This is a genomic window from Cohaesibacter sp. CAU 1516, from assembly GCF_005771485.1.
Taxonomy (GTDB): Bacteria; Pseudomonadota; Alphaproteobacteria; order Rhizobiales; family Cohaesibacteraceae; genus Cohaesibacter; species Cohaesibacter intestini.
This window is the reverse complement of record NZ_VANT01000001.1, coordinates 402,859-420,974: the sequence shown is the minus strand read 5'-3', so window position 1 is coordinate 420,974 and position 18,116 is coordinate 402,859. Positions and strand designations below refer to the sequence as shown.

Annotated in this window: 16 protein-coding genes and 1 other RNA gene; 4 read left to right on the top strand and 13 right to left on the bottom strand. The window is 57.0% G+C overall.

Annotated features, from left to right (window positions below; genetic code table 11):
- Positions 1-38 precede the first annotated feature (38 nt).
- From mraY to FDK21_RS01870, 9 genes are all read right to left on the bottom strand, one after another.
- Positions 39-1,124, bottom strand: coding sequence for a phospho-N-acetylmuramoyl-pentapeptide-transferase (mraY, locus tag FDK21_RS01910; RefSeq protein WP_114009448.1), 1,086 nt, complete (start codon positions 1,122-1,124; stop codon positions 39-41).
- 45 nt (positions 1,125-1,169) lie between these two features.
- A complete protein-coding gene (locus tag FDK21_RS01905) occupies positions 1,170-2,573 on the bottom strand; it encodes a UDP-N-acetylmuramoylalanyl-D-glutamyl-2,6-diaminopimelate--D-alanyl-D-alanine ligase (RefSeq protein ID WP_138147312.1) in 1,404 nt (467 codons plus the stop codon).
- A complete protein-coding gene (locus FDK21_RS01900) occupies positions 2,570-4,066 on the bottom strand; it encodes a UDP-N-acetylmuramoyl-L-alanyl-D-glutamate--2,6-diaminopimelate ligase (RefSeq protein WP_138147311.1) in 1,497 nt (498 codons plus the stop codon). The genes FDK21_RS01905 and FDK21_RS01900 overlap by 4 nt, the downstream gene beginning before the upstream one ends.
- A gap of 46 nt (positions 4,067-4,112) precedes the next feature.
- On the bottom strand, positions 4,113-5,834 hold the full coding sequence (locus FDK21_RS01895) for a penicillin-binding protein 2 (RefSeq protein ID WP_114009451.1): 1,722 nt from the start codon (positions 5,832-5,834) through the stop codon (positions 4,113-4,115).
- Positions 5,835-5,843: 9 nt separating this feature from the next.
- Positions 5,844-6,215 carry a hypothetical protein gene (locus FDK21_RS01890; RefSeq protein ID WP_138147310.1) on the bottom strand — a complete coding sequence of 124 codons (372 nt, stop codon included), beginning with the start codon at positions 6,213-6,215 and terminating at the stop codon, positions 5,844-5,846.
- Complete coding sequence (rsmH, locus tag FDK21_RS01885) at positions 6,212-7,246, bottom strand: 16S rRNA (cytosine(1402)-N(4))-methyltransferase RsmH (protein WP_138147309.1); 1,035 nt, start codon at positions 7,244-7,246, stop codon at positions 6,212-6,214. The genes FDK21_RS01890 and rsmH overlap by 4 nt, the downstream gene beginning before the upstream one ends.
- Positions 7,243-7,728: a division/cell wall cluster transcriptional repressor MraZ gene (locus FDK21_RS01880; RefSeq protein WP_114009454.1), complete on the bottom strand. Its 486-nt coding sequence runs from the start codon at positions 7,726-7,728 to the stop codon at positions 7,243-7,245. Before FDK21_RS01880 ends, rsmH begins: the two co-directional genes overlap by 4 nt.
- Before the next feature lie 539 nt (positions 7,729-8,267).
- Positions 8,268-8,656, bottom strand: an RNA gene (rnpB, locus tag FDK21_RS01875) — RNase P RNA component class A.
- 32 nt (positions 8,657-8,688) lie between these two features.
- The gene (locus tag FDK21_RS01870) at positions 8,689-10,182 is read right to left on the bottom strand and encodes a PLP-dependent aminotransferase family protein (RefSeq protein ID WP_171021908.1); all 1,494 of its coding nucleotides are present in this window, start codon (positions 10,180-10,182) and stop codon (positions 8,689-8,691) included.
- Positions 10,183-10,303: 121 nt separating this feature from the next.
- Between FDK21_RS01870 and FDK21_RS01865 the strand changes: the two genes are divergently transcribed.
- The 3 genes from FDK21_RS01865 (at position 10,304) to FDK21_RS01855 (ending at position 13,027) form a co-directional block, all read left to right on the top strand.
- A complete protein-coding gene (locus tag FDK21_RS01865) occupies positions 10,304-10,972 on the top strand; it encodes a pyridoxamine 5'-phosphate oxidase family protein (RefSeq protein WP_138147307.1) in 669 nt (222 codons plus the stop codon).
- Positions 10,973-11,192: 220 nt separating this feature from the next.
- Positions 11,193-12,602, top strand: a complete 1,410-nt coding sequence (locus FDK21_RS01860; protein ID WP_138147306.1) for an MATE family efflux transporter — start codon at positions 11,193-11,195, stop codon at positions 12,600-12,602.
- Positions 12,599-13,027, top strand: a complete 429-nt coding sequence (locus FDK21_RS01855; protein ID WP_138147305.1) for a glyoxalase superfamily protein — start codon at positions 12,599-12,601, stop codon at positions 13,025-13,027. Before FDK21_RS01860 ends, FDK21_RS01855 begins: the two co-directional genes overlap by 4 nt.
- Positions 13,028-13,059: 32 nt before the next feature.
- On the opposite strand, the gene FDK21_RS01850 is transcribed toward FDK21_RS01855, so the two are convergent.
- The 3 genes from FDK21_RS01850 to FDK21_RS01840 all read right to left on the bottom strand — a co-directional run bounded on the left by FDK21_RS01850 (position 13,060) and on the right by FDK21_RS01840 (position 15,443).
- The gene (locus FDK21_RS01850; protein ID WP_138147304.1) at positions 13,060-13,806 is read right to left on the bottom strand and encodes an N-acetylmuramoyl-L-alanine amidase; all 747 of its coding nucleotides are present in this window, start codon (positions 13,804-13,806) and stop codon (positions 13,060-13,062) included.
- A gap of 65 nt (positions 13,807-13,871) precedes the next feature.
- Positions 13,872-14,582 carry a TerB family tellurite resistance protein gene (locus FDK21_RS01845; RefSeq protein ID WP_114009459.1) on the bottom strand — a complete coding sequence of 237 codons (711 nt, stop codon included), beginning with the start codon at positions 14,580-14,582 and terminating at the stop codon, positions 13,872-13,874.
- A gap of 159 nt (positions 14,583-14,741) precedes the next feature.
- Positions 14,742-15,443, bottom strand: coding sequence for an extensin family protein (locus FDK21_RS01840; RefSeq protein ID WP_171021907.1), 702 nt, complete (start codon positions 15,441-15,443; stop codon positions 14,742-14,744).
- Between the two features lie 179 nt (positions 15,444-15,622).
- Here FDK21_RS01840 and FDK21_RS01835 point away from each other — a divergent pair, with 179 nt between their 5' ends.
- Positions 15,623-16,915 (top strand): amidase, encoded by a 1,293-nt coding sequence (locus FDK21_RS01835; RefSeq protein ID WP_138147302.1) that lies wholly within the window; start codon positions 15,623-15,625, stop codon positions 16,913-16,915.
- 15 nt (positions 16,916-16,930) lie between these two features.
- On the opposite strand, the gene FDK21_RS01830 is transcribed toward FDK21_RS01835, so the two are convergent.
- Positions 16,931-17,668: a DNA alkylation repair protein gene (locus FDK21_RS01830; RefSeq protein WP_171021906.1), complete on the bottom strand. Its 738-nt coding sequence runs from the start codon at positions 17,666-17,668 to the stop codon at positions 16,931-16,933.
- Between the last annotated feature and the right edge of the window lie 448 nt (positions 17,669-18,116).

Below are 18,116 nucleotides of genomic sequence, written 5' to 3'. Positions count from 1 at the left end.
GCCAGAAAAGCCGGGCACAGCAGCGCCCGGCATAGAGATTAGCGCAGTTTGAGGGTCGCCAGACCGATCAGGGCAAGCACCACCGCAATGATCCAGAAGCGGATCACCACCTGTGGCTCGGTCCAGCCTTTATGTTCGAAATGGTGATGGATTGGTGCCATCCGGAAGACCCGTTTGCCAGTCAGTTTGAAGGAGGCGACCTGAATGATCACCGACACAGCTTCGAGCACAAACAGACCGCCGACAATCGCCAGCACCAACTCATGCTTGGTAGCAACCGAAATCGACCCCAGCATGCCGCCCAACGCCAGAGAGCCGGTATCCCCCATGAAGATCGCAGCAGGCGGCGCATTGAACCACAGAAATCCCAGCCCCGCGCCGACCATCGCGCCACACAAAACCAGCAGCTCACCGGTTCCGGGAACATAATGGATCTGCAAATAATCAGCGAAAATCTCGTTACCAGACAGATAGGCGATCAGACCAAAGGTCGCTGTTGCAATCATTACCGGCACAATCGCCAACCCATCGAGCCCATCGGTCAGATTGACCGCATTGCCCGCCCCGACAATCACGAACAGACCAAACGGCACGAAGAACCAGCCTAGATCAAGCAAAATGTCCTTGAAAAAGGGGAACGTCACCGAGGTGGTGAAAGAGGTTTCGCCCAGCTGCGCCACGGCGAAGCAGGCCATGCCCGCAATCACGGCCTCAATCGACAGGCGCATGCGACCTGAAAAGCCTTTGTGAGACGAACGGGAGACCTTCAGGAAATCATCGTAAAAGCCAATAAGGCCAAAGCCGACGGTGACAAACAGCACAATCCAGACGTAGGGATTGGCCAGATTGGCCCACAACAAAGTCGCCGAGATCAGACCACTCAGAATCATCAAGCCCCCCATGGTTGGGGTGCCTTTCTTGGTCAGAAGGTGGCTTTCCGGCCCGTCTTCGCGGATCGGTTGGCCCTTGCCCTGACGCATCCGAAGAGCATTGATAATCATCGGCCCAAACAGAAACACCATCAGCAGAGCGGTGATGATCGCGCCCGCGGTTCGAAAGGTGAGATATCGGAAAACGTTCAATCCCGAGATTTGATCCGAAAATTCAACAAGATACATCAGCATCTGGGTATCTGGCCTTTCTGAAACGCAGCCTGTCCTTTGACGGGCCTATTGTTTGAACTCTTCAAGCAATGACTGAACAATCGGCCCCATCCGGGATCCCAACGATCCCTTGACCATGACCGCGTCACCATCCCGCAGCGCTTCGCACAACGGGGCGACAAGATCAGCAGAGCTATTAGCATAAATACCCCGCAGTTCAACAGGGGCAATTTCCCATAGGTGAGCCATCATCGGCCCGCAGAGATAGAGCCGATCGATGCCCGCCGACTGGATGGCTGGCAAAAGCGCAGCATGCATCTCTGCGCTCTCCTCACCCAGTTCCAACATGTCCCCAAGAACGGCGATTTTCCGCCCCTTGGTCTCTGAAAGACCAAGAGTCGCCAGAGCTGCAGCAACAGAAGACGGATTGGCATTGTAGCTTTCATCAATCAACGAAACTGTGCCGCCGCGCACGGCAAGCTCATGGCGTTCACCGCGCCCCTTGCTCGCCCCATGGGTCCCAAGCGCCAGACAAGCAGCCTCGACATCCCCACCAGCAAGGCGCACCAAGCCAAACACGGCCAAGGCATTCATCGCCAGATGCTCCCCCGCCGCTGCGACATGGCAGGACACAGGCTCACCGAACAAAGACAAAGTCAGATCCGAGCCATCGGCCTGCAAATCAAGTGCTTCAAGACGGATATCCGCATGGGCGGCACGTCCGAAATGATGGATATGGGCAATGCCGAGATCCTTGGCGATATCAGTCAAATAGCCATCAAACGCATTGTCGGCATTGAGCAACACCGCACCGCCTTCGACCACACCTTCAAAGATTTCAGCCTTCGCTGCGGCGATCTCGTCAATCGAATTGAAATTCCCGATATGAGCGGCAACAATCGTGGTGATCGCCGCAAGATGCGGTTTCACCATGTCGATCAGGGTGCGGATCTCACCGGGATGGTTCATCCCGACTTCAAAAATGCCAAATTCTGCATCCTCAGGCATCCGCGCCAAGGTCAGCGGCACGCCCCAATGATTGTTAAAAGACGCATTGGCCGCATGCAGCCGGCCACTTGGTGCCAAAGCCGCGCGCAAGGCATCCTTGGTGCTGGTCTTGCCCACGCTGCCGGTGATGGCAATCACCTTGCCTTTCATCCGCGCCCGCGCCGCACGACCAAGACGCTCCAGCGCCTTCAAAACATCGTCGACAAACACCACCCGCTCGCCAATGTCGGCAAAGTCAGCCCGCTGAGCCTCATCCAGCACCACCACAGCAGCGCCTGCTTCCAAGGCGGTCCGTGCAAAGGCATGGCCGTCAAACTGGTCGCCCTTGATGGCAAAGAAGGCATCGCCTTCACCAATCGTTCGGCTGTCGATGGAAATACCGGTCACATCCTTGATGCCTCCCGGCTGGGAGACCGGAGAGACTGCCGCAACAAAGGCCTCAGTCGTCCAGAGAACACTCATTGCGCTGTCCCCTTCCCGGTTTCGGCCATGGCCCGCGCCACGGCGTCATGATCGGAGAAAGGCAGCACCTCTTTGCCAATCGTCTGGCCGGTTTCATGCCCCTTACCAGCCACCAGCAAAATATCGCCCGGCTCCATCATGCGCACCCCGAGGGTGATCGCATCCTGTCGCCCGCCAACATCCACCCCGTTTGTCACCGCTGCCATCACAGCAGCCCGGATCAGGGCCGGATCTTCAGAACGCGGATTGTCATCGGTGACGATGGAATAGTCGGCAAAATCATTGCTCGCCTGCCCCATCATCGGCCGCTTGCCGGGATCGCGGTCACCGCCTGCGCCAAAGACTGAAATCAGCCGGTTTTTAACAAAAGGCCGCAAAGCCTGAAGCGCAACGGCAAGCGAATCTGGCGTATGGGAATAGTCGACATAAATCGCCGTCTCTGGACCCGCATGGCCCACCAGCTCCATGCGCCCGCAGGCGCCTTTCAGCTTGGCAATGGCTTCCAGAATGACAGAGGGTTCCACCCTGCCGCTATAGGCCATCAGGCCAGCGACCAAAGCATTGGACACCTGAAAGCTGCCAACCAGCGGCACATGGCAGGTGACATCGCCCCACAGGCCGGACAGGGTCACCGACTGATCAAAGCCATCAATCTCGATGGCCTCGATCACCAGATCAGCCTCTTGCGTCTGTCCCACCGTGTAGCAGGTCAGGCCGCGCTTTTTGGCAATGTCGAGATAGAAGGCACCATAGGGATCATCCAGATTGATCACCGCAGCACCACCCTCGCGCACCAGCCGCTTGAACAACAAAGCCTTGGCATCGCGATAGGCTTCCAGCGTGCCATGATAGTCCAGATGATCGCGAGTGAGATTGGTGAACGCCCCGACATCAACGCTGAGGCAATCAAGGCGCTTCTGCTCCAGACCGTGGCTGGAGGCCTCAAGCGCCAGATGGGTCACCCCTTCCGCGACCAGCCCCTCCACAGAAGAAATCAGACCGACAGGATCCGGCGTTGTCAGGCCACCATAGCTGGTGCCTTTTGGCCCTTCGATGCCGATGGTGCCGATATTGGCCGCAACGGCACCCGCATGAGCCCAGATCTGTCTGAGGAAAGAGGCAATCGACGTTTTGCCATTGGTGCCCGTCACCGCTCCAACATGCTGAAGGGAAACCGGATGCAACAATGCCGCCAGACGGGCCAACGCCAAATGTGGATCAGAAACCCGAACAATCGGCGCTGTAGCGTCGTCCAACTCAGCAGGCAGCTCAGAGGATTGTGCAATGAGAGCAAACACAGCCCCTTGCGCCAGCGCCTGCGGCACGAACTGCGCACCATCCACTGTTGACCCTGGCACCCCGACAAAGACAAATCCGGGCTTCACCGCCCGACTGTCGGCGGTCACGCCGACAATTGTCTGTCCAGAAACAGCGGCAAGTCCGCCTTGTTCAGTGGGCTGTTCCAGCGCGCCCAGCAGTTCGGCCACATTCATCCAACGGCTCTCCGGCTTTCAATTCGCACCCTTGCGGGTGTCAGCTTTAGAAGGATGCAGCCACTGTTGGAACAACCTTTTGGCCAAAACGGGGCTTAACCCCCAAAATTGCGCCAACCCTGCGGATAACTGCTCCTGCGGTCGGTGCGGCATTCACGCCAGCAGTGGCGTAACCATAAGTTTCCTTGATGCCCTTTGGCTCATCCAGCATCACCAGAACCACATAATCGGGATTGTCGATCGGGAAGGCTGACAGGAAAGATGTCAGCAGCTTGTTGTGAGAATATTTGCCATTCTCGACTTTTTCCGCCGTGCCCGTCTTGCCACCAACCAGATAGCCATCAACCCGACTGCGTTTGCCCGAGCCCTTGACCGCATTCAGACGCAGCAAATAGCGCACATTCTCACTGGTTTCCTGACTGACGATGCGGTCACCCTTCGAGATGATGACATCGGCACTGCGCTTGAGGAAGGTCGGCGTCACATAGGTGCCGCCATTGACCAAAGCCGCCGCAGTCGCTGCCAATTGAAGAGGGGCTACGGTCATACCATGCCCAAAGGAAATGGTCATGGTCGACAGATCTGTCCATTTGCTCGGATAGGAAGGCGTGCGTGATTCCGGCAATTCGGTCTGGACCCGATCCAGCAAATGCGCCTTCTGCAAAAAGTCCTTATGGCCTTCACGACCCACTTTCAGGGCCATTTTGGCAGTGCCGATGTTGGAAGAGTAAATGAACACTTCCGGCACGGACAGGATCCGCTTTTTGCCATGGAAATCGCTAATCGTACCGCCCCGCACCCGGATCGGCTGGCGCGCATCAAAGCTGTCCTGCATATTGACGGTGCCTGTATCGAGCGCCATTGCGGTGGTGACCAGCTTCATCACCGACCCCATCTCATAGACACCGGCAGTCATCCGGTTGAGACGGTCCGGCTTTTGCGCATCCACTGGATCATTTGGATCATAGTCCGGCAAGGAAACCATACCGACCACTTCGCCATTCCGCGCATTCAAAACAACACCAGCCGCCGCTTCGGCCTTGTATTTCTCCATGCTTTTGCGCAGCTCGTCACGCAACACATGTTGAACCCGCAAGTCCAGAGACAATTGCACCGGCTTCTGGTCCGCCGTGCGGGCAAAGCCGGTTTCATGCAACACCGACAAGCCGGATTCATCGACAAACTTCTCGATACCCGCGATGCCTTCATTGTCGACATTGACCAGCCCCAGAATATGCGATGCCGTCGCTCCGGCTGGATAGAAGCGGCGATTTTCACTCAAAAATCCAAGCCCCGGAATGCCGGCCTCATGCACAGCCTGTTGTTGGCGTGGCGTGACTTCGCGCTTGATCCAGGTGAACTTGCCGTCGCCCGACAGCCGCTTGCGCAGGCTTTCGCTTTCCAGATCTGGAAACACGCCGGTCAGCGCATCCACCGCTTCGTCCACATCGATGATCTTGTAAGGCTCGGCAAAGACCGAAGCGGTCTTGATGTCGGTCGCAAGGATTTCGCCATTGCGATCAAGAATATCAGGCCGCGCCGCCGCCATGGCATCCTGTGCACTGGAGCGGTGATTGGCTTCAGCCGGAGTGGCAAAGCCAAGCATCACCAGTCGGGCAGCAATGACAGTGAAACAAAAGACAAAGACGACAAGCGACATCTGGATACGCACGCCCGTTTCCTTGGAGCGCACTTTGTTGGTGCCGTCAAAATCGAAATTATGGTCCACGGTTCGTATTTGCCCCTGTCGGGCGAGAAGATCGGTCATGGCCCGCCCCTATTCCACGATGACTGCTGTCGGTTGTGCCTGCTTGAGAAACTCGTCGATGGTCGGCTTGTCTGCACCAACCTCTGACGGCTCCTGCACCCGTTCGGGCAAATCGGCCACCGTGCCAATCTGGTAAGGCTGCACTTCGCTCAATCCAAGCTCTTCGGAAAAGCGCTCAGAGAGCTTCTGCACCCGCTCGGGTCGATTGAGATAGCTCCATTCGGCTTTCAACAACAGCAAGGCTTCCTTTTCGTCCTCGATCTGCTGTTCCAGTTTGACAATCCGGCTCTCTTCCTCTTTGGCTTCATGTTTGACCTGATAGAGCCAAAAGGCCCCCAGCAACACAAAGAGAAACAGAACGGTATTGATGAGTCTGCTCATGATCGGCCTCCTGAGCGGCTCTCCGCCAGCATTCTGGGCAATCCAAGCCCTTTTGCATCCAATGGGTGAGGCGCAGCATTGGTCCGTATGCCAGCCCGCATCTTTGCTGACCTGGACCGTGGATTGCGCGCCAGTTCTACCTCGTCAGGTCCCACCCCGCCTTTCACCGCCATTTCGAAACTCGGGGCTGCGAGATCCTGCTCCGGCATATAACGTGACCCGCCGGAATGGGTCTTGGAACGCTCCTGAAAGAAGCGTTTGACAATACGGTCTTCGAGCGAATGGAAGGTCACGACAACCAGCCGACCGCCTGGCTTGAGACAGCGTTCCGCCGCCATCAGCCCGTCGACCAGTTCGTCAAGCTCGCCATTGACATAGATCCGCAGACCCTGAAACACCTTGGTCGCCGGATGTATCTTCTGTGTCGGTTTGCGGCCAATGGTCTTCTCGATCAGGTTCGCCAGATCAAGCGTGGTCTCAAACGGCATTACCGCACGGCGCTCAACAATCGCTGCGGCGATCCGGCGTCCTTGATTTTCTTCGCCCAACTGACGGAAAATCCGGGTCAGTTCCACTGCGTCATGACCATTGACCACGTCCGCCGCGCTCGGCCCGCTCTGGGACATCCGCATATCGAGCGGCCCATCCTGCATGAAGGAAAAGCCCCTTTCGGCTTCATCCAGCTGCATCGAAGAAACGCCGATATCCAGCACAACCGCATCAAGTGGTGTCAGCCCTTCATCGGCAGCAATATCGGCCAGCTCACTGAAACAGCCCGCCACGAACCGCAACCGCTCGCCATATTTGGTCTGCAACACCGCTGCCCGATCAGCAGCTTCCGGATCCCGGTCAACCCCAAGCACCGAAGCACCCCGATCAAGAATGGCGCTGGAATAGCCGCCAAAACCGAAGGTGCCATCGAGCACCCATTCGCCGTCACGGGCATCAAGGGCATCAACAACAGGATCAAGCAGCACAGGGATATGACGCTGAGCGTCTTCACCATCGGTCATCGCGCTGAGCTCGCTCATGCCTCGTCTCCTCCGCCTTGCCCTTCTTTGGGGGCCACATTTGTTTTTCCTTGACGGATCCTCGACAGGGCAAGCTTTTGCGCTTCCTTGCGATGGACCTCATAGCGATCGGGTTGCCAGAGGCGAAATTTCGTCCCTTGACCGACAAACACCACCACATCCGTGATGCCCGCATATTCCTTGATGCTTTCGCTCAGGACGATGCGACCATCCTTGTCGATCTTGAAAGTCTCGCTCTCCCCCAACAGGGCAGTCGAGAGCATTTCGCGCTCTTCCGAGAAGGGATCGAACTGGTTGAGCTGATCGTTGATTTCCTGCTGATAAACCAAGCCACCGGCCTCGATGGAGACTTGGTCAAGAGAAGGACTGCAAAATAGGCTGTCCTGTCCATCCTGTGCGAGCAACTGCCGGAAGGGAGCAGGTATCGACACACGCCCCTTGGAATCCAACCGGTTCACATATTTGGATACAAATGCCTGCATCCTATCCCGCCTACTGGACCATTTTCGACGCGTCTTGGCTGATCGAAAAATGCCTCACAACACTGAAAATCCAGCGCTCTGCTCCGCCCCGTTTTACCGGTGCGTTCCCAAACCGCCCTCAACGCTCATTGTTTCACTCTTGCCTCCCGATAAGGGAGTAGTCCGCCGCATATTCTGTGGGATCGAGTCATTTCAGACGACACGACCCCGGACCGCATGGATATGGGATATCATGGGATTATATGGGCGTCAATGGAATCCCATGGAGTCACGCCACAGCAGCCGCGATCTCCCATTTTAAGAAAATTAGCGTTAACAAAGGGTTGAAGCCAATTTGGTCCAAAAGGCCCAAAGGCACTTTTAACAGGTTAAAAACAGGCAAATGGCGTCTGGATTTTACACTTGCCCGACAAAACCCATGAACAAAACCCATGAACAGAACCCATGAACCGCCAGAGAAGGTTTCTGCGTCTTGCGACGCAACCAACTCCGCTGCGACACCCATCAGGAGGCGAAGAAACGCAAAAGAAAGAAAAAGAAGAACCAGTCGGTCTGTAAGCCGGGTTTTGTACGGCGCGGCCCGAGGGCCACACGCGGCAACCATTCATCTGGGGCATCCATTGCTGAATGCCTCTAGCAACCCACCCGAATGACTGGCCTGAAAGCCGGCTGGACTTGCGCCCGCGCCATTCCTATTCGGTTTTGCTCCCGGTGGGGTTTACCATGCCGTCCGCATTGCTGAAGACGCGGTGAGCTCTTACCTCACCCTTTCACCCTTACCCGACGCGATGTCGGGCGGTTTGCTTTCTGTGGCACTTTCCCTAGAGTCGCCTCCGCCGGGCGTTACCCGGCACCGTGCTTTCATGGAGCCCGGACTTTCCTCACCGGATTGCTTTCGCGTGACCGGTGCGGCTGCCCGACCGACTGGTCTCCCGGACCTAAGCCCAATTGCATCGCAGGTCAAGGGACGAAGCGCTTGAGACAGTGCGCAACTGCCTCAACAGCGTTAACAATCTCGGCCTCATTGGATGCCGCATAGCCAAAGAACAATCCCTGCCGCACCTCACAGCGACCAGACCAGTAAAGCGCCGACAAAGGCGTGCACTCGATGCCGATTGCTGCCAGTGCTGCCGCCAGCGCTTCATCCCGCACCCCGGCTTCCAGCAGGCGCGGTGTCAGATAGGCAGGCATCTGGATGCCCCCATCCGGCACTTCCGGCATCAAGATGTCACCACACCGAGCAGCCAGAGCCTCGGCCAAACAATCCCGCCGTGCCTGATAGAGCTTGTTCATGTCGCGCACATGGCTGCGAAAATGCCCGCTGGTCAAAAACTCTGCCAGCGCCATTTGCACCGTCAAACCCGGCACCCCTCCCATATTGCGCTGCATCCTCCTGACCGGCTCGACCAGAGGCGGCGGCACCACCAGATAGGCAAGGCGCAAGGAGGGCATCAGCGATTTGGCGAAAGTGCCCATATAGAGCACCCGCTCACCGCGACCCAACCCTTGCAAACAGGAGAGTGGCGCGTTGGAGAAATGAAACTCACTGTCGTAATCATCCTCCAGAACGAATGCCCCATGTTTGGCAGCAAAGGCCAACAGCGCCAAACGATCCTTCAGTGTCATCACCTGCCCGGAAGGGAACTGATGGGACGGCGAAACATAGATCAACCGTGGTACAGCCCCATCAGCCACCAAGTCGTCAAGCCGCTGAAACCGGTCTGCCGCATACACCTCAATTGGCCGGACATCCGCATGCACCCCGCGCAACACCGACAGCATTCCCGCATAGCCCGGCTCTTCATGCAACGCCACATCGCCCGGATCCAGCAACAGGCGCGCGACCAGATCCAGAGCGGCTTGCGCCGAGGAAAAGACAATCACCTGCTCCGCAGACGCAGAAACTCCTCGGCTCACGGCCACATGATCTATCAGCGCCTCACGCAGGTCCGGCAGGCCATAATAGTGAGCATAGCCCCCCAGCAGGGGCTGCTGATGCATCCCCCGTGCCGCACGCCTCAAACAGCGTCCCCACAAGTCATGGGGAAAGTGGCGCACATCTGGCAATCCCGGCTGAAAAGTGTGCGGTGTCGGTTGATCCCGCCGCCCAACCGCGATCAGCGCTTGGGCACTGCGCGACAAGCGCAGGGGACGCGCCTGCGGCGGCTCCTCTCGCGCCGGGGGCTCGACCGGCACAAATCCCCGTGAGGCTTCGCTGACAAAAGTGCCGCGCCGCCCTTCAGAGCGCAAATAACCTTCTGCCAGCAGCAAGTCATAGGCAGCCACCACACTGTTGCGCCCCACGCCCAGCTGGGCGGACAGATGTCGACTGGTCGGCAAGCGACTGCCAGCCCCAAGCACACCCGTCTCGATCAGCCCTCTGAGCTGTTCAAACAATTGCGGCACGAGACCCTTCCCCCCGACCCGATCCAGAGTGATGTGACTTGCAAGCATATTGGTTCCTATAAATTGATGCTTTTGGATCTTCATTAAGAACCAAAAGCCTGTTTGGATCAAGCCAAACCCAAACAGCACCGCATCTACGCCCGCAAGGCGTCAAGACAAGAGCAAACCAATGAGTGAGCAAACAAGCCAACAGGTTCCCATCACAGCCACCAACAAGGTGCGGACGGCCAACCGCGCTAACTATGACCGGCAAACCATTCACGCCATCCTCGATGATGGCCTCATTGCCCATGTGGCCTTTTCCCTTGATGATCAACCCTTCGTTCTGCCCATGGCCTATGGCCGGATCGGCGACCAGCTTTATATCCATGGAGCCAAGGGTGCCCGCATGTTCAAGGCCCTGAAAAAGGGCCTGCCGATCTGCATCAATGTGACCATCGTCGACGGCTTTGTCGTCGCGCGTTCCGCCTTCCATCATTCGATGAATTACCGTTCGGCCAATATTCATGGCATCGGCCGTCTTGTGGAAGACAGAGATGAAAAATACGATGCTCTGGTCGCGGTCACCGACCATATCGCGCCGGGCCGCTGGGACGAAACCCGCGAGACCACCGACAAGGAGCTCAATGCCACCACGGTGATCGCGGTCGAGATCGAAACCGCCGCTGCCAAATACCGCGCCGGCATGCCGGTCGATGACGAGGAAGACTATGCGACCGACTTCTGGGCCGGCATCGTGCCGATTGCCACCAGCTTCGGCCCAGCCATTGATGACAGCCGTCTGAAAGACGGCATTCCGGTCGCCGACAGCATCCAAAAGCTGGTTGGCCGTCGATAGCAGCCAAATCCCCCAAGCCGACCATGGCCGACCAAGCTTGACAAGATCTGAGGACGGGTTTATATCCGCCCTCAGGTTGCAGGCACCTGCCGCTCGCAAGGCGACAGCCCATGGTGAAGTCCTGATGATAGATCCGAAATCTCTGCCCCACATGCATTTCATGCGGGTGGCAATGCGGGCCCCATCCTTATTTGGAAATGCGTCTTGTTAGGAGGCTGAGATGTCATCGGACAACTCTTCCCAATCGCACGCGCATAGCCCGTTTTTAAGCGGTGCCCTCAGTGCGCATTTTGCTCGCACGGCCCTACCCATCATTTTCGTGATGGGCATGAACGGTCTACTGACGGTCGTCGACGCCATTTTTCTTGGTCACTATGTCGGCCCCGAGGCCTTGGCGGCGGTCACCCTGATCTTTCCCATCTATATGCTGATGGTGGCCCTGTCGACGCTGGTCTCTAGCGGTCTTGCCAGCTTGATCGCCCGGCAACTGGGCGCTGGCAATATTGATGAGGCACGCGCCCATTTCAGCGGCGCGCACGGCCTCGCTCTACTGATCGGCTTCTTCTTCATCGCCAGCTATCTCGCATTTGGCAAGGAACTGACCCTCATCGCCGCCAATGGGTCAGAAACACTTGCCCATCTTGGCACGATCTATTTGCGCATCATGGTCTTTGCCACACCGATGGTCATGGTCCTCTCGCTCCATGTCGATACCTTGCGCAATGAGGGCTTTGCTCCCATCATGGCTGCAATGAGCCTATTGGTGTCCCTTGCCAATATCGGCTTCAACGCCCTGTTCATCATCCACTATGATCTGGGTATTGCAGGCTCGGCCTATGGCACCCTAGCTGCACAATCTCTGGCATTCACAATCATTCTCGGCTTTCGCCATTGGGGGCCAAGTGCCTTCAAGCCATTGGGTCTGATGCGCCATTCGCTTACCACGGGCTGGCGGCAGATTCTGGCGCTTGGCGCACCGCAAAGCTTTGGCTTTATCGGCATGTCGCTCATCGCCACAGCCACGATCACCGCCTTGCAACTGGTCAACACCAGCCACTATGGCGAAACCATCTCGGCTTATGGCATCATCACCCGCATGATGACCTTCTATTTCCTGCCTCTTTTGGGAATGGGACAAGCCATGCAGTCGATTCTCGGATCCAACTTTGGTGCCGCCCTTTGGCATCGCTCCGACCATGCCTTGCGCATCGCGCTTGGTGCAGCATTGATCTACAGCCTGCTGGCTCAGGCTCTTTTCATGCTCGCACCCGGCATGCTTGCCAGCCTGTTCATCTCCGAGCAAGGGGTGATTGACGAGATGATCCGCATCCTGCCCAAGACAACCATGATGATGTTTACGGCAGGGCCACTCTTCATTCTGGCAACCTATTTTCAGGCCATCGGCGACGTGCCACGCGCAGCGATCCTCAGCCTGATGAAAACCTACTGCCTGATGCTGCCGCTGCTGTTCCTCCTGCCCATGCTGACAGGTGAAATCGGGATCTGGTTCACCGGTCCGCTGGCGGATGCCCTGATGTTGGCCATCACATTTGCGCTGCTGCGTCATGCGGCACGAAAGACAGGATATCAATGGGGTCTGTTTGCAGCCCCCGCAAAGGTGCAATCATGACAAACAAACCCGCATCCATCGATGCAGCCAAAAAACAGGCCAAATTACTAAGAAACAAATTGGCGGACGACGGCACTGCCATCTCCCATTCCAAGTCACTGGAACTGATTGCCCAGCAATATGGCTTTCGGGATTGGAACAGCCTGTTCGCAGACTATGGCAACCGGCCGAAACGGGACTGGCAGGTCGGCGACATTGTGTCCGGCCACTATCTCTCCCAACCTTTCCGGGCCGAGATCCTCAGCGTTACCCGCATGGGCGACGGCTGGTTCCGGCTCACCTTCAAGTTTGATGAGCCGGTTGATATCATCACCTTTGAGAGCTGGTCCGCCTTCCGCCAGCGCACCACACAGGTGATCGGCCCGGATGGCATGACACGAGAGAAGACATCGGACGGGCGCCCCCACATGGTGCTCGAACTCTAGACCAACCAGGCAACGAGCCCCCTGAAGCCGGCTTAAAGCTTCGGCATCAGGGTGTTCAGCTTGTAGAGGGTGGTGATCGTCGCGGCGTCCGCCACCCCATCCACTCTCTCTGGCAGGAAATGCATCTGGAACGCCTTGACCACCGCTTCTGTCGCAGCGTCAAAAACACCGGTCACATCCACCCGATAGCCATAAACCGCCAGCATCGTCTGCAAAGCCTGAATCGGCTGCCCCTCATCGCCACGCTGGAACGTTCGCCCCCCTTGCGCCGTTTCCGGCTCTGGCATCAGACCAACACCGGCATCGGCCAGTTTTTGCCACGGGAATTTCGCTCCCGGATCGATTTTGCGTCCCGGAGCGACATCGGAATGGCCCAGCACCCGATAGGCCGGAATATCGTGGCGTGCCATCAAGTCCTGACAAAGGGCGATCACCGCCTTGATCTGCTCCTCGGTAAAGTCTTCATGCCCGGCATTGGCGATTTCGATACCGATCGAGCAACTGTTGATGTCCTTTTCGCCCTTCCAGAAAGCCTCCCCCGCATGCCAGGCGCGCATTTCCTCGGCCACCAGCTGCTGGGTCGCACCGGCTCGGTCGATATAATAGTGCGACGACACTTCGCTTGTCTCATTGCACAACCAGTTGAGCGCCTGATCGTCATCCTCCATGCCGGTATAATGCAGCAGGATCATATCGATTCTGCCATCATTCTTGCGATCACCGAAATTGGGGGAAGGGTTCAAACTGCAAGCGCATTGGGTCTGGGTCGCTGACAGCATTGTCGTCTCCATTCTGTCTTGTCTTGATATTTGTTTCGATGCCTTGTCTGGGACAGGCCACAAATCTAACGCAAGCCGCGCTCCAACTGGACCTGTGACCAGGCCAGATTGATCGCCGCAAGTTTGTCGGTTGAAATGCGGACAAACTCCTCGGGCACACCACGGGCGATCAACCGATCCGGATGATTCTCCCGCACAAGCTTGCGATAATGGCTTTTGATCTCCAGATCCGACATGCCGCGATTGGCTTCCAGGATGGTATAGGGATCCTGTTCATCGGGCTGCACATGTCCCATCTTTATGCGTTCAAAACAACGCTCGGGGATACCGAAAATGTCGGCCACATGCTCCAGATAGAGCATTTCGCGTGCATGCATCACCCCATCGGCGGCCGCAATCATGAACAACCCGTCGATGATATCTTCGAGCACATCGCGTTCTTCCTCGAACAGATCGGCAATCTGCCGCGCATAGGCGTCATATCCGGCCACATCCTGCTTGGCGAGGTTGAACAGACGCGTCACATTGCGCTCTTCCCCTTCGGGAATTTCAAACATTTCATGAAAGACGAGGATTTCGTCGTGGGTCACGACACCATCCGCCTTGGCCATTTTGGCTGAAAGCGCGATCATCGCCACCGTGAAGGTCAACTGCTTGCGATCAACACCGGCACCCATGCCACGCACCACCGCCGCCGCTTTGTCAACAAAGGCCGATAAAGTCTCGCTCTGACGGAGCCCGTCAATAAGTGTGCCGATCTGGCTCCAGATACTCATTGCAGTTCCTGATCTTCCCCCAGCTCGCACAAGTCTCGTCCGGGACACGCCCTAAACCCAGACCATAGGCGACTTCACTGGGAAATGCGAGAGTGAAAGCACCATAACGCACATCCACCAACCCATTGGGACAGGCCGGAGCGCGCCCGCGCCGATGCCCTATTGGCAAGACCGCCACGTCCCCTTGCGGCCATGGCGACCATGATCCAGATGCAGATGATCCTGATGATATTTGTCACCCCCCGGGCCGATCACCGTCGTGAAATAGCGACAGGCCGAGCGGTTGATCGCCCTGAGGAACCGCCCCTTGCGCCCCATCGAATGCCAGTCATCCTCGATGGTCAGGACTGTGCCATCCGCCAGTGTCAGAGCACTCATATCGAAGGCATTCATCTTGGCATGTTCTGACAGTTTGGCCCCGCGCTTGCTGTTGCGCGTCCGGCAGGAATAGCTCGCGGCCACACGGACCTCAACCACAGGCTGGCGCAGCATCGACAAAGCCATCGGCTGCACACTGTCGGCAAAATAGCGCTGCAACTGTGTCGCCATCACACAGTTGATCTTGGCGTCCGTATTGAACGAAACCGGATTGCGTCCATTGATCCCGGCAATTGTGTAAGGATAGGGGTGACCACAGACCTTGCGTTCCTTGACTTCGGGCAACTCCCGACCGGACACCAGCCCCATCTCCAACACCGGACATTGCCCCTCCAAACCATCGAGGCCAGGCAAAACCGCATCTTCCTGCAAAGCGCCCTGATCAACCGGTTCCAGGTCCGCAACCGCGCTGCAACCAGCCAGCACCATGACACCAACGAGGCCCCACAATGCCGTCTTCGCAAGGTCTATTGCCTTCACCATCATTGGCTTCCCGCTTGCAGCCCATCCAAGAAAGGCGCATCCTGTTAGAGTTTGTTTCGCGCAAGTCAGGCCGCGCAAATGCGCCCAAAAGATGAAATCAGGCACGTCGTTTCAATCGGATTGCTCTGATTATTTTCGAAACGCGCTAGGAAAGTGTTAAGATTAAGGGAGGGGAACCCATGGTGGAGACAAAAAGCAATTCAGGGCTTGTCGGCCCGGTCAGCCTGCTTGATCAATTGAAGGCCATGGAACAGGGCAGTCTGTCGCCAGAGGCATCCATCGCAGCCTGTCTCGAGCGCATTGATCAAGTCGAAGAGCATTTGAAAGCCTTCTGCGCCTTGAATGCCAACGCGACCAGCCAGATTGCCTCATCCGGTCCGCTCAAGGGGATTGGCCTTGCGGTCAAGGACATATTTGACACCGCCGATCTGCCCACCGCCCATGGTTCTCCCATCTACCACGCCCACAATCCCGCACGCGACGCCAGCATCGTCATGCAGGCCAGACGGGCGGGATGCACCCTGCTGGGCAAGACCGTCACCACCGAATTTGCCTTCTTCCACCCCGGCCCGACCCGCAACCCCCACAATCTGGATCATACTCCCGGCGGCTCCTCGTCCGGCTCGGCAGCAGCCGTCGCCTCGGGCATGGCCCATCTGGCAATCGGCAGCCAGACCGGTGGCTCGATCATCCGCCCCGCCGCTTTTTGCGGCATCACCGGCTACAAGCCATCCGCAGGATTGTTACCCAAACCGGGCATGAAAGACGGCGCATGGTCGCTTGATACGATCGGCCTTTACACGGCCACGGTTGCTGATGTCGCCTATGCCATGTCGGCACTGACTGGCCGCAATTGCTCCATCCAGCCAAGAGCCCCCTTCCGCACCCCGAAATTTGGCGTCGTTCGCAGCCACAGCTGGCCCGAAGCGGATCCGGGCTACAAATCCCGTTTCAATAGCCTGCTGGAGCATCTCCATTCTCTGGGAGCGGAGCTGGTCGAAATCGAACCCAGCGAAACCTGGATTGCCGCCTTCCATGCTCATCAGATCATTCAGGATTATGAAATCCGTCAATCCCTGGCTTGGGAACATGACACACACGGCGATCTGCTCAGCCCGGTTTTGAAACAGACCCTCGATTTCGCAAAAACCATCACCGCTGCCGACTATGACGAAGCCCATCTCTGCGCACAAGAGGCACGCATCGAAGCCGCCGAGCATCTTGAAGATCTCGATGCCTTCCTCTCCCTGTCGGCCCCCGGCCCTGCGCCCCTGGGACTTGCCTCCACCGGCTCCTCCATCTTCAACCGCATCTGGACCCTGTTCGGCTTGCCATGTGTCAATGTGGCAGGCATGCAAACAGAGGATGGACTGCCACTTGGCGTTCAGATCATCGGCCCCTTCATGGAAGACCATCACACCTTGCATATTGCTCACTGGCTAGAAGGAGCGATTGCCCGCGCTCGATCATAAAGCGCACAAATCACATCAGCGTCCAGCCTTGCGCCCAGCCATCCGCTTGGCCTTCAACCGTTGCTTGACCGATGGATCGAGTTTTTCAGTTGCAGCCTGCCAGGCGGCAGGGGCAAGTGTAACGATATGCCTATCCAGAAGGGCCATCACCGGCTCCGGCCAAACATGCCAGGCTTCGCGCAATGTCCAGCCAAGCCCCTTCTGCACATAATAGTCAGGATCCGCCAGCAGGGCCTCCACCAGCTCGAAAACCAACGCTTGTTCGGGAAATGAGCGCCGAAATCGCGAATAGCATAGCAAGGCCACCAGCGACTGCCGGCGTTCCCACGGATTGTCGCTGCCATTCCAGTGCCTGAGCACCGGCACCACCTGCTCCGGATGGGCTTCGTTGATCCGGGCATAGAGGTTTGACAAGGTGTCCGACTGATCCCAGCAATTGACGCTCGACACCCAATCTTTCACTGCCCCCCAAAGCCAGACAAGATCTGTCCCTGCGGGCGGTTTCTCGATGAAGAAGGCTGCTTGCATTCTGGTTTCGTGATGGGTCGCCTCGGACCAGATATGAGCCCAGAGCGGCAATTGCACCTCGAACGGCAAGTGAGAGAAGCTGTAACCGCGACGCAGCAGCTTTCTTTGCGCAGGCACGCCAAGCCCGAACATCGGCATGGTCGCCTTCATGAAATGCGCCCGCTCTGCGGCTTTGTGCGGATCTATGCCCCGTGCATCTGCCCTAAGGGCAGCTTGCACTTCCACAAGCGCTTCTTGACACTTTTGTGAATGCTGCATCGCAATATTCCGATCCTGTCCCCGGTTTTGATGCTCTCGATTGTCGCACGTTGCCCCCTGAATCCACAAGGAGTTATGAGCAAATAGCGACTGGCGGCTGACATTATTTTGCAGCGCGGCATGTTTTTCTCTTCGCGAATTACCGAAGTTGCCGTAGACTCGATCACAAGCAATAAAAGCAGATAGGAGAGGTTACATGGTCAAATCAATGAATTTCATGATTTTGTGTGCCGCTTTCGCATTCATTGCAGCTATTGTGGTTGGAATTATTTAAAACAAGGAACCAGCCACAAAAGCACGCATCCGGGAGGAAAGCTCAGAGAGGCACTTGAAAAACAACGCTGTTTCTGAAGTTAGGAAGCGTAAAAACCGGGATTTTTCCCGGTTTTTTTATTTGCGAATACTACATGTAAAA

Coding starts and splice junctions, on each gene's coding strand:
- FDK21_RS01880 (WP_114009454.1), bottom strand. CDS start 7,728: ATGCAGGCATTTGTATCCAAATATGTGAACCGGTTGGATTCCAAGGGG.
- FDK21_RS01870 (WP_171021908.1), bottom strand. CDS start 10,182: ATGCTTGCAAGTCACATCACTCTGGATCGGGTCGGGGGGAAGGGTCTC.
- FDK21_RS01840 (WP_171021907.1), bottom strand. CDS start 15,443: ATGGTGAAGGCAATAGACCTTGCGAAGACGGCATTGTGGGGCCTCGTT.
- FDK21_RS01895 (WP_114009451.1), bottom strand. CDS start 5,834: ATGACCGATCTTCTCGCCCGACAGGGGCAAATACGAACCGTGGACCAT.
- FDK21_RS01850 (WP_138147304.1), bottom strand. CDS start 13,806: ATGCTGTCAGCGACCCAGACCCAATGCGCTTGCAGTTTGAACCCTTCC.
- FDK21_RS01905 (WP_138147312.1), bottom strand. CDS start 2,573: ATGAGTGTTCTCTGGACGACTGAGGCCTTTGTTGCGGCAGTCTCTCCG.
- FDK21_RS01900 (WP_138147311.1), bottom strand. CDS start 4,066: ATGAATGTGGCCGAACTGCTGGGCGCGCTGGAACAGCCCACTGAACAA.
- FDK21_RS01860 (WP_138147306.1), top strand. CDS start 11,193: ATGTCATCGGACAACTCTTCCCAATCGCACGCGCATAGCCCGTTTTTA.
- FDK21_RS01890 (WP_138147310.1), bottom strand. CDS start 6,215: ATGAGCAGACTCATCAATACCGTTCTGTTTCTCTTTGTGTTGCTGGGG.
- FDK21_RS01855 (WP_138147305.1), top strand. CDS start 12,599: ATGACAAACAAACCCGCATCCATCGATGCAGCCAAAAAACAGGCCAAA.
- FDK21_RS01835 (WP_138147302.1), top strand. CDS start 15,623: ATGGTGGAGACAAAAAGCAATTCAGGGCTTGTCGGCCCGGTCAGCCTG.
- rsmH (WP_138147309.1), bottom strand. CDS start 7,246: ATGAGCGAGCTCAGCGCGATGACCGATGGTGAAGACGCTCAGCGTCAT.
- FDK21_RS01845 (WP_114009459.1), bottom strand. CDS start 14,582: ATGAGTATCTGGAGCCAGATCGGCACACTTATTGACGGGCTCCGTCAG.
- FDK21_RS01865 (WP_138147307.1), top strand. CDS start 10,304: ATGAGTGAGCAAACAAGCCAACAGGTTCCCATCACAGCCACCAACAAG.
- mraY (WP_114009448.1), bottom strand. CDS start 1,124: ATGCTGATGTATCTTGTTGAATTTTCGGATCAAATCTCGGGATTGAAC.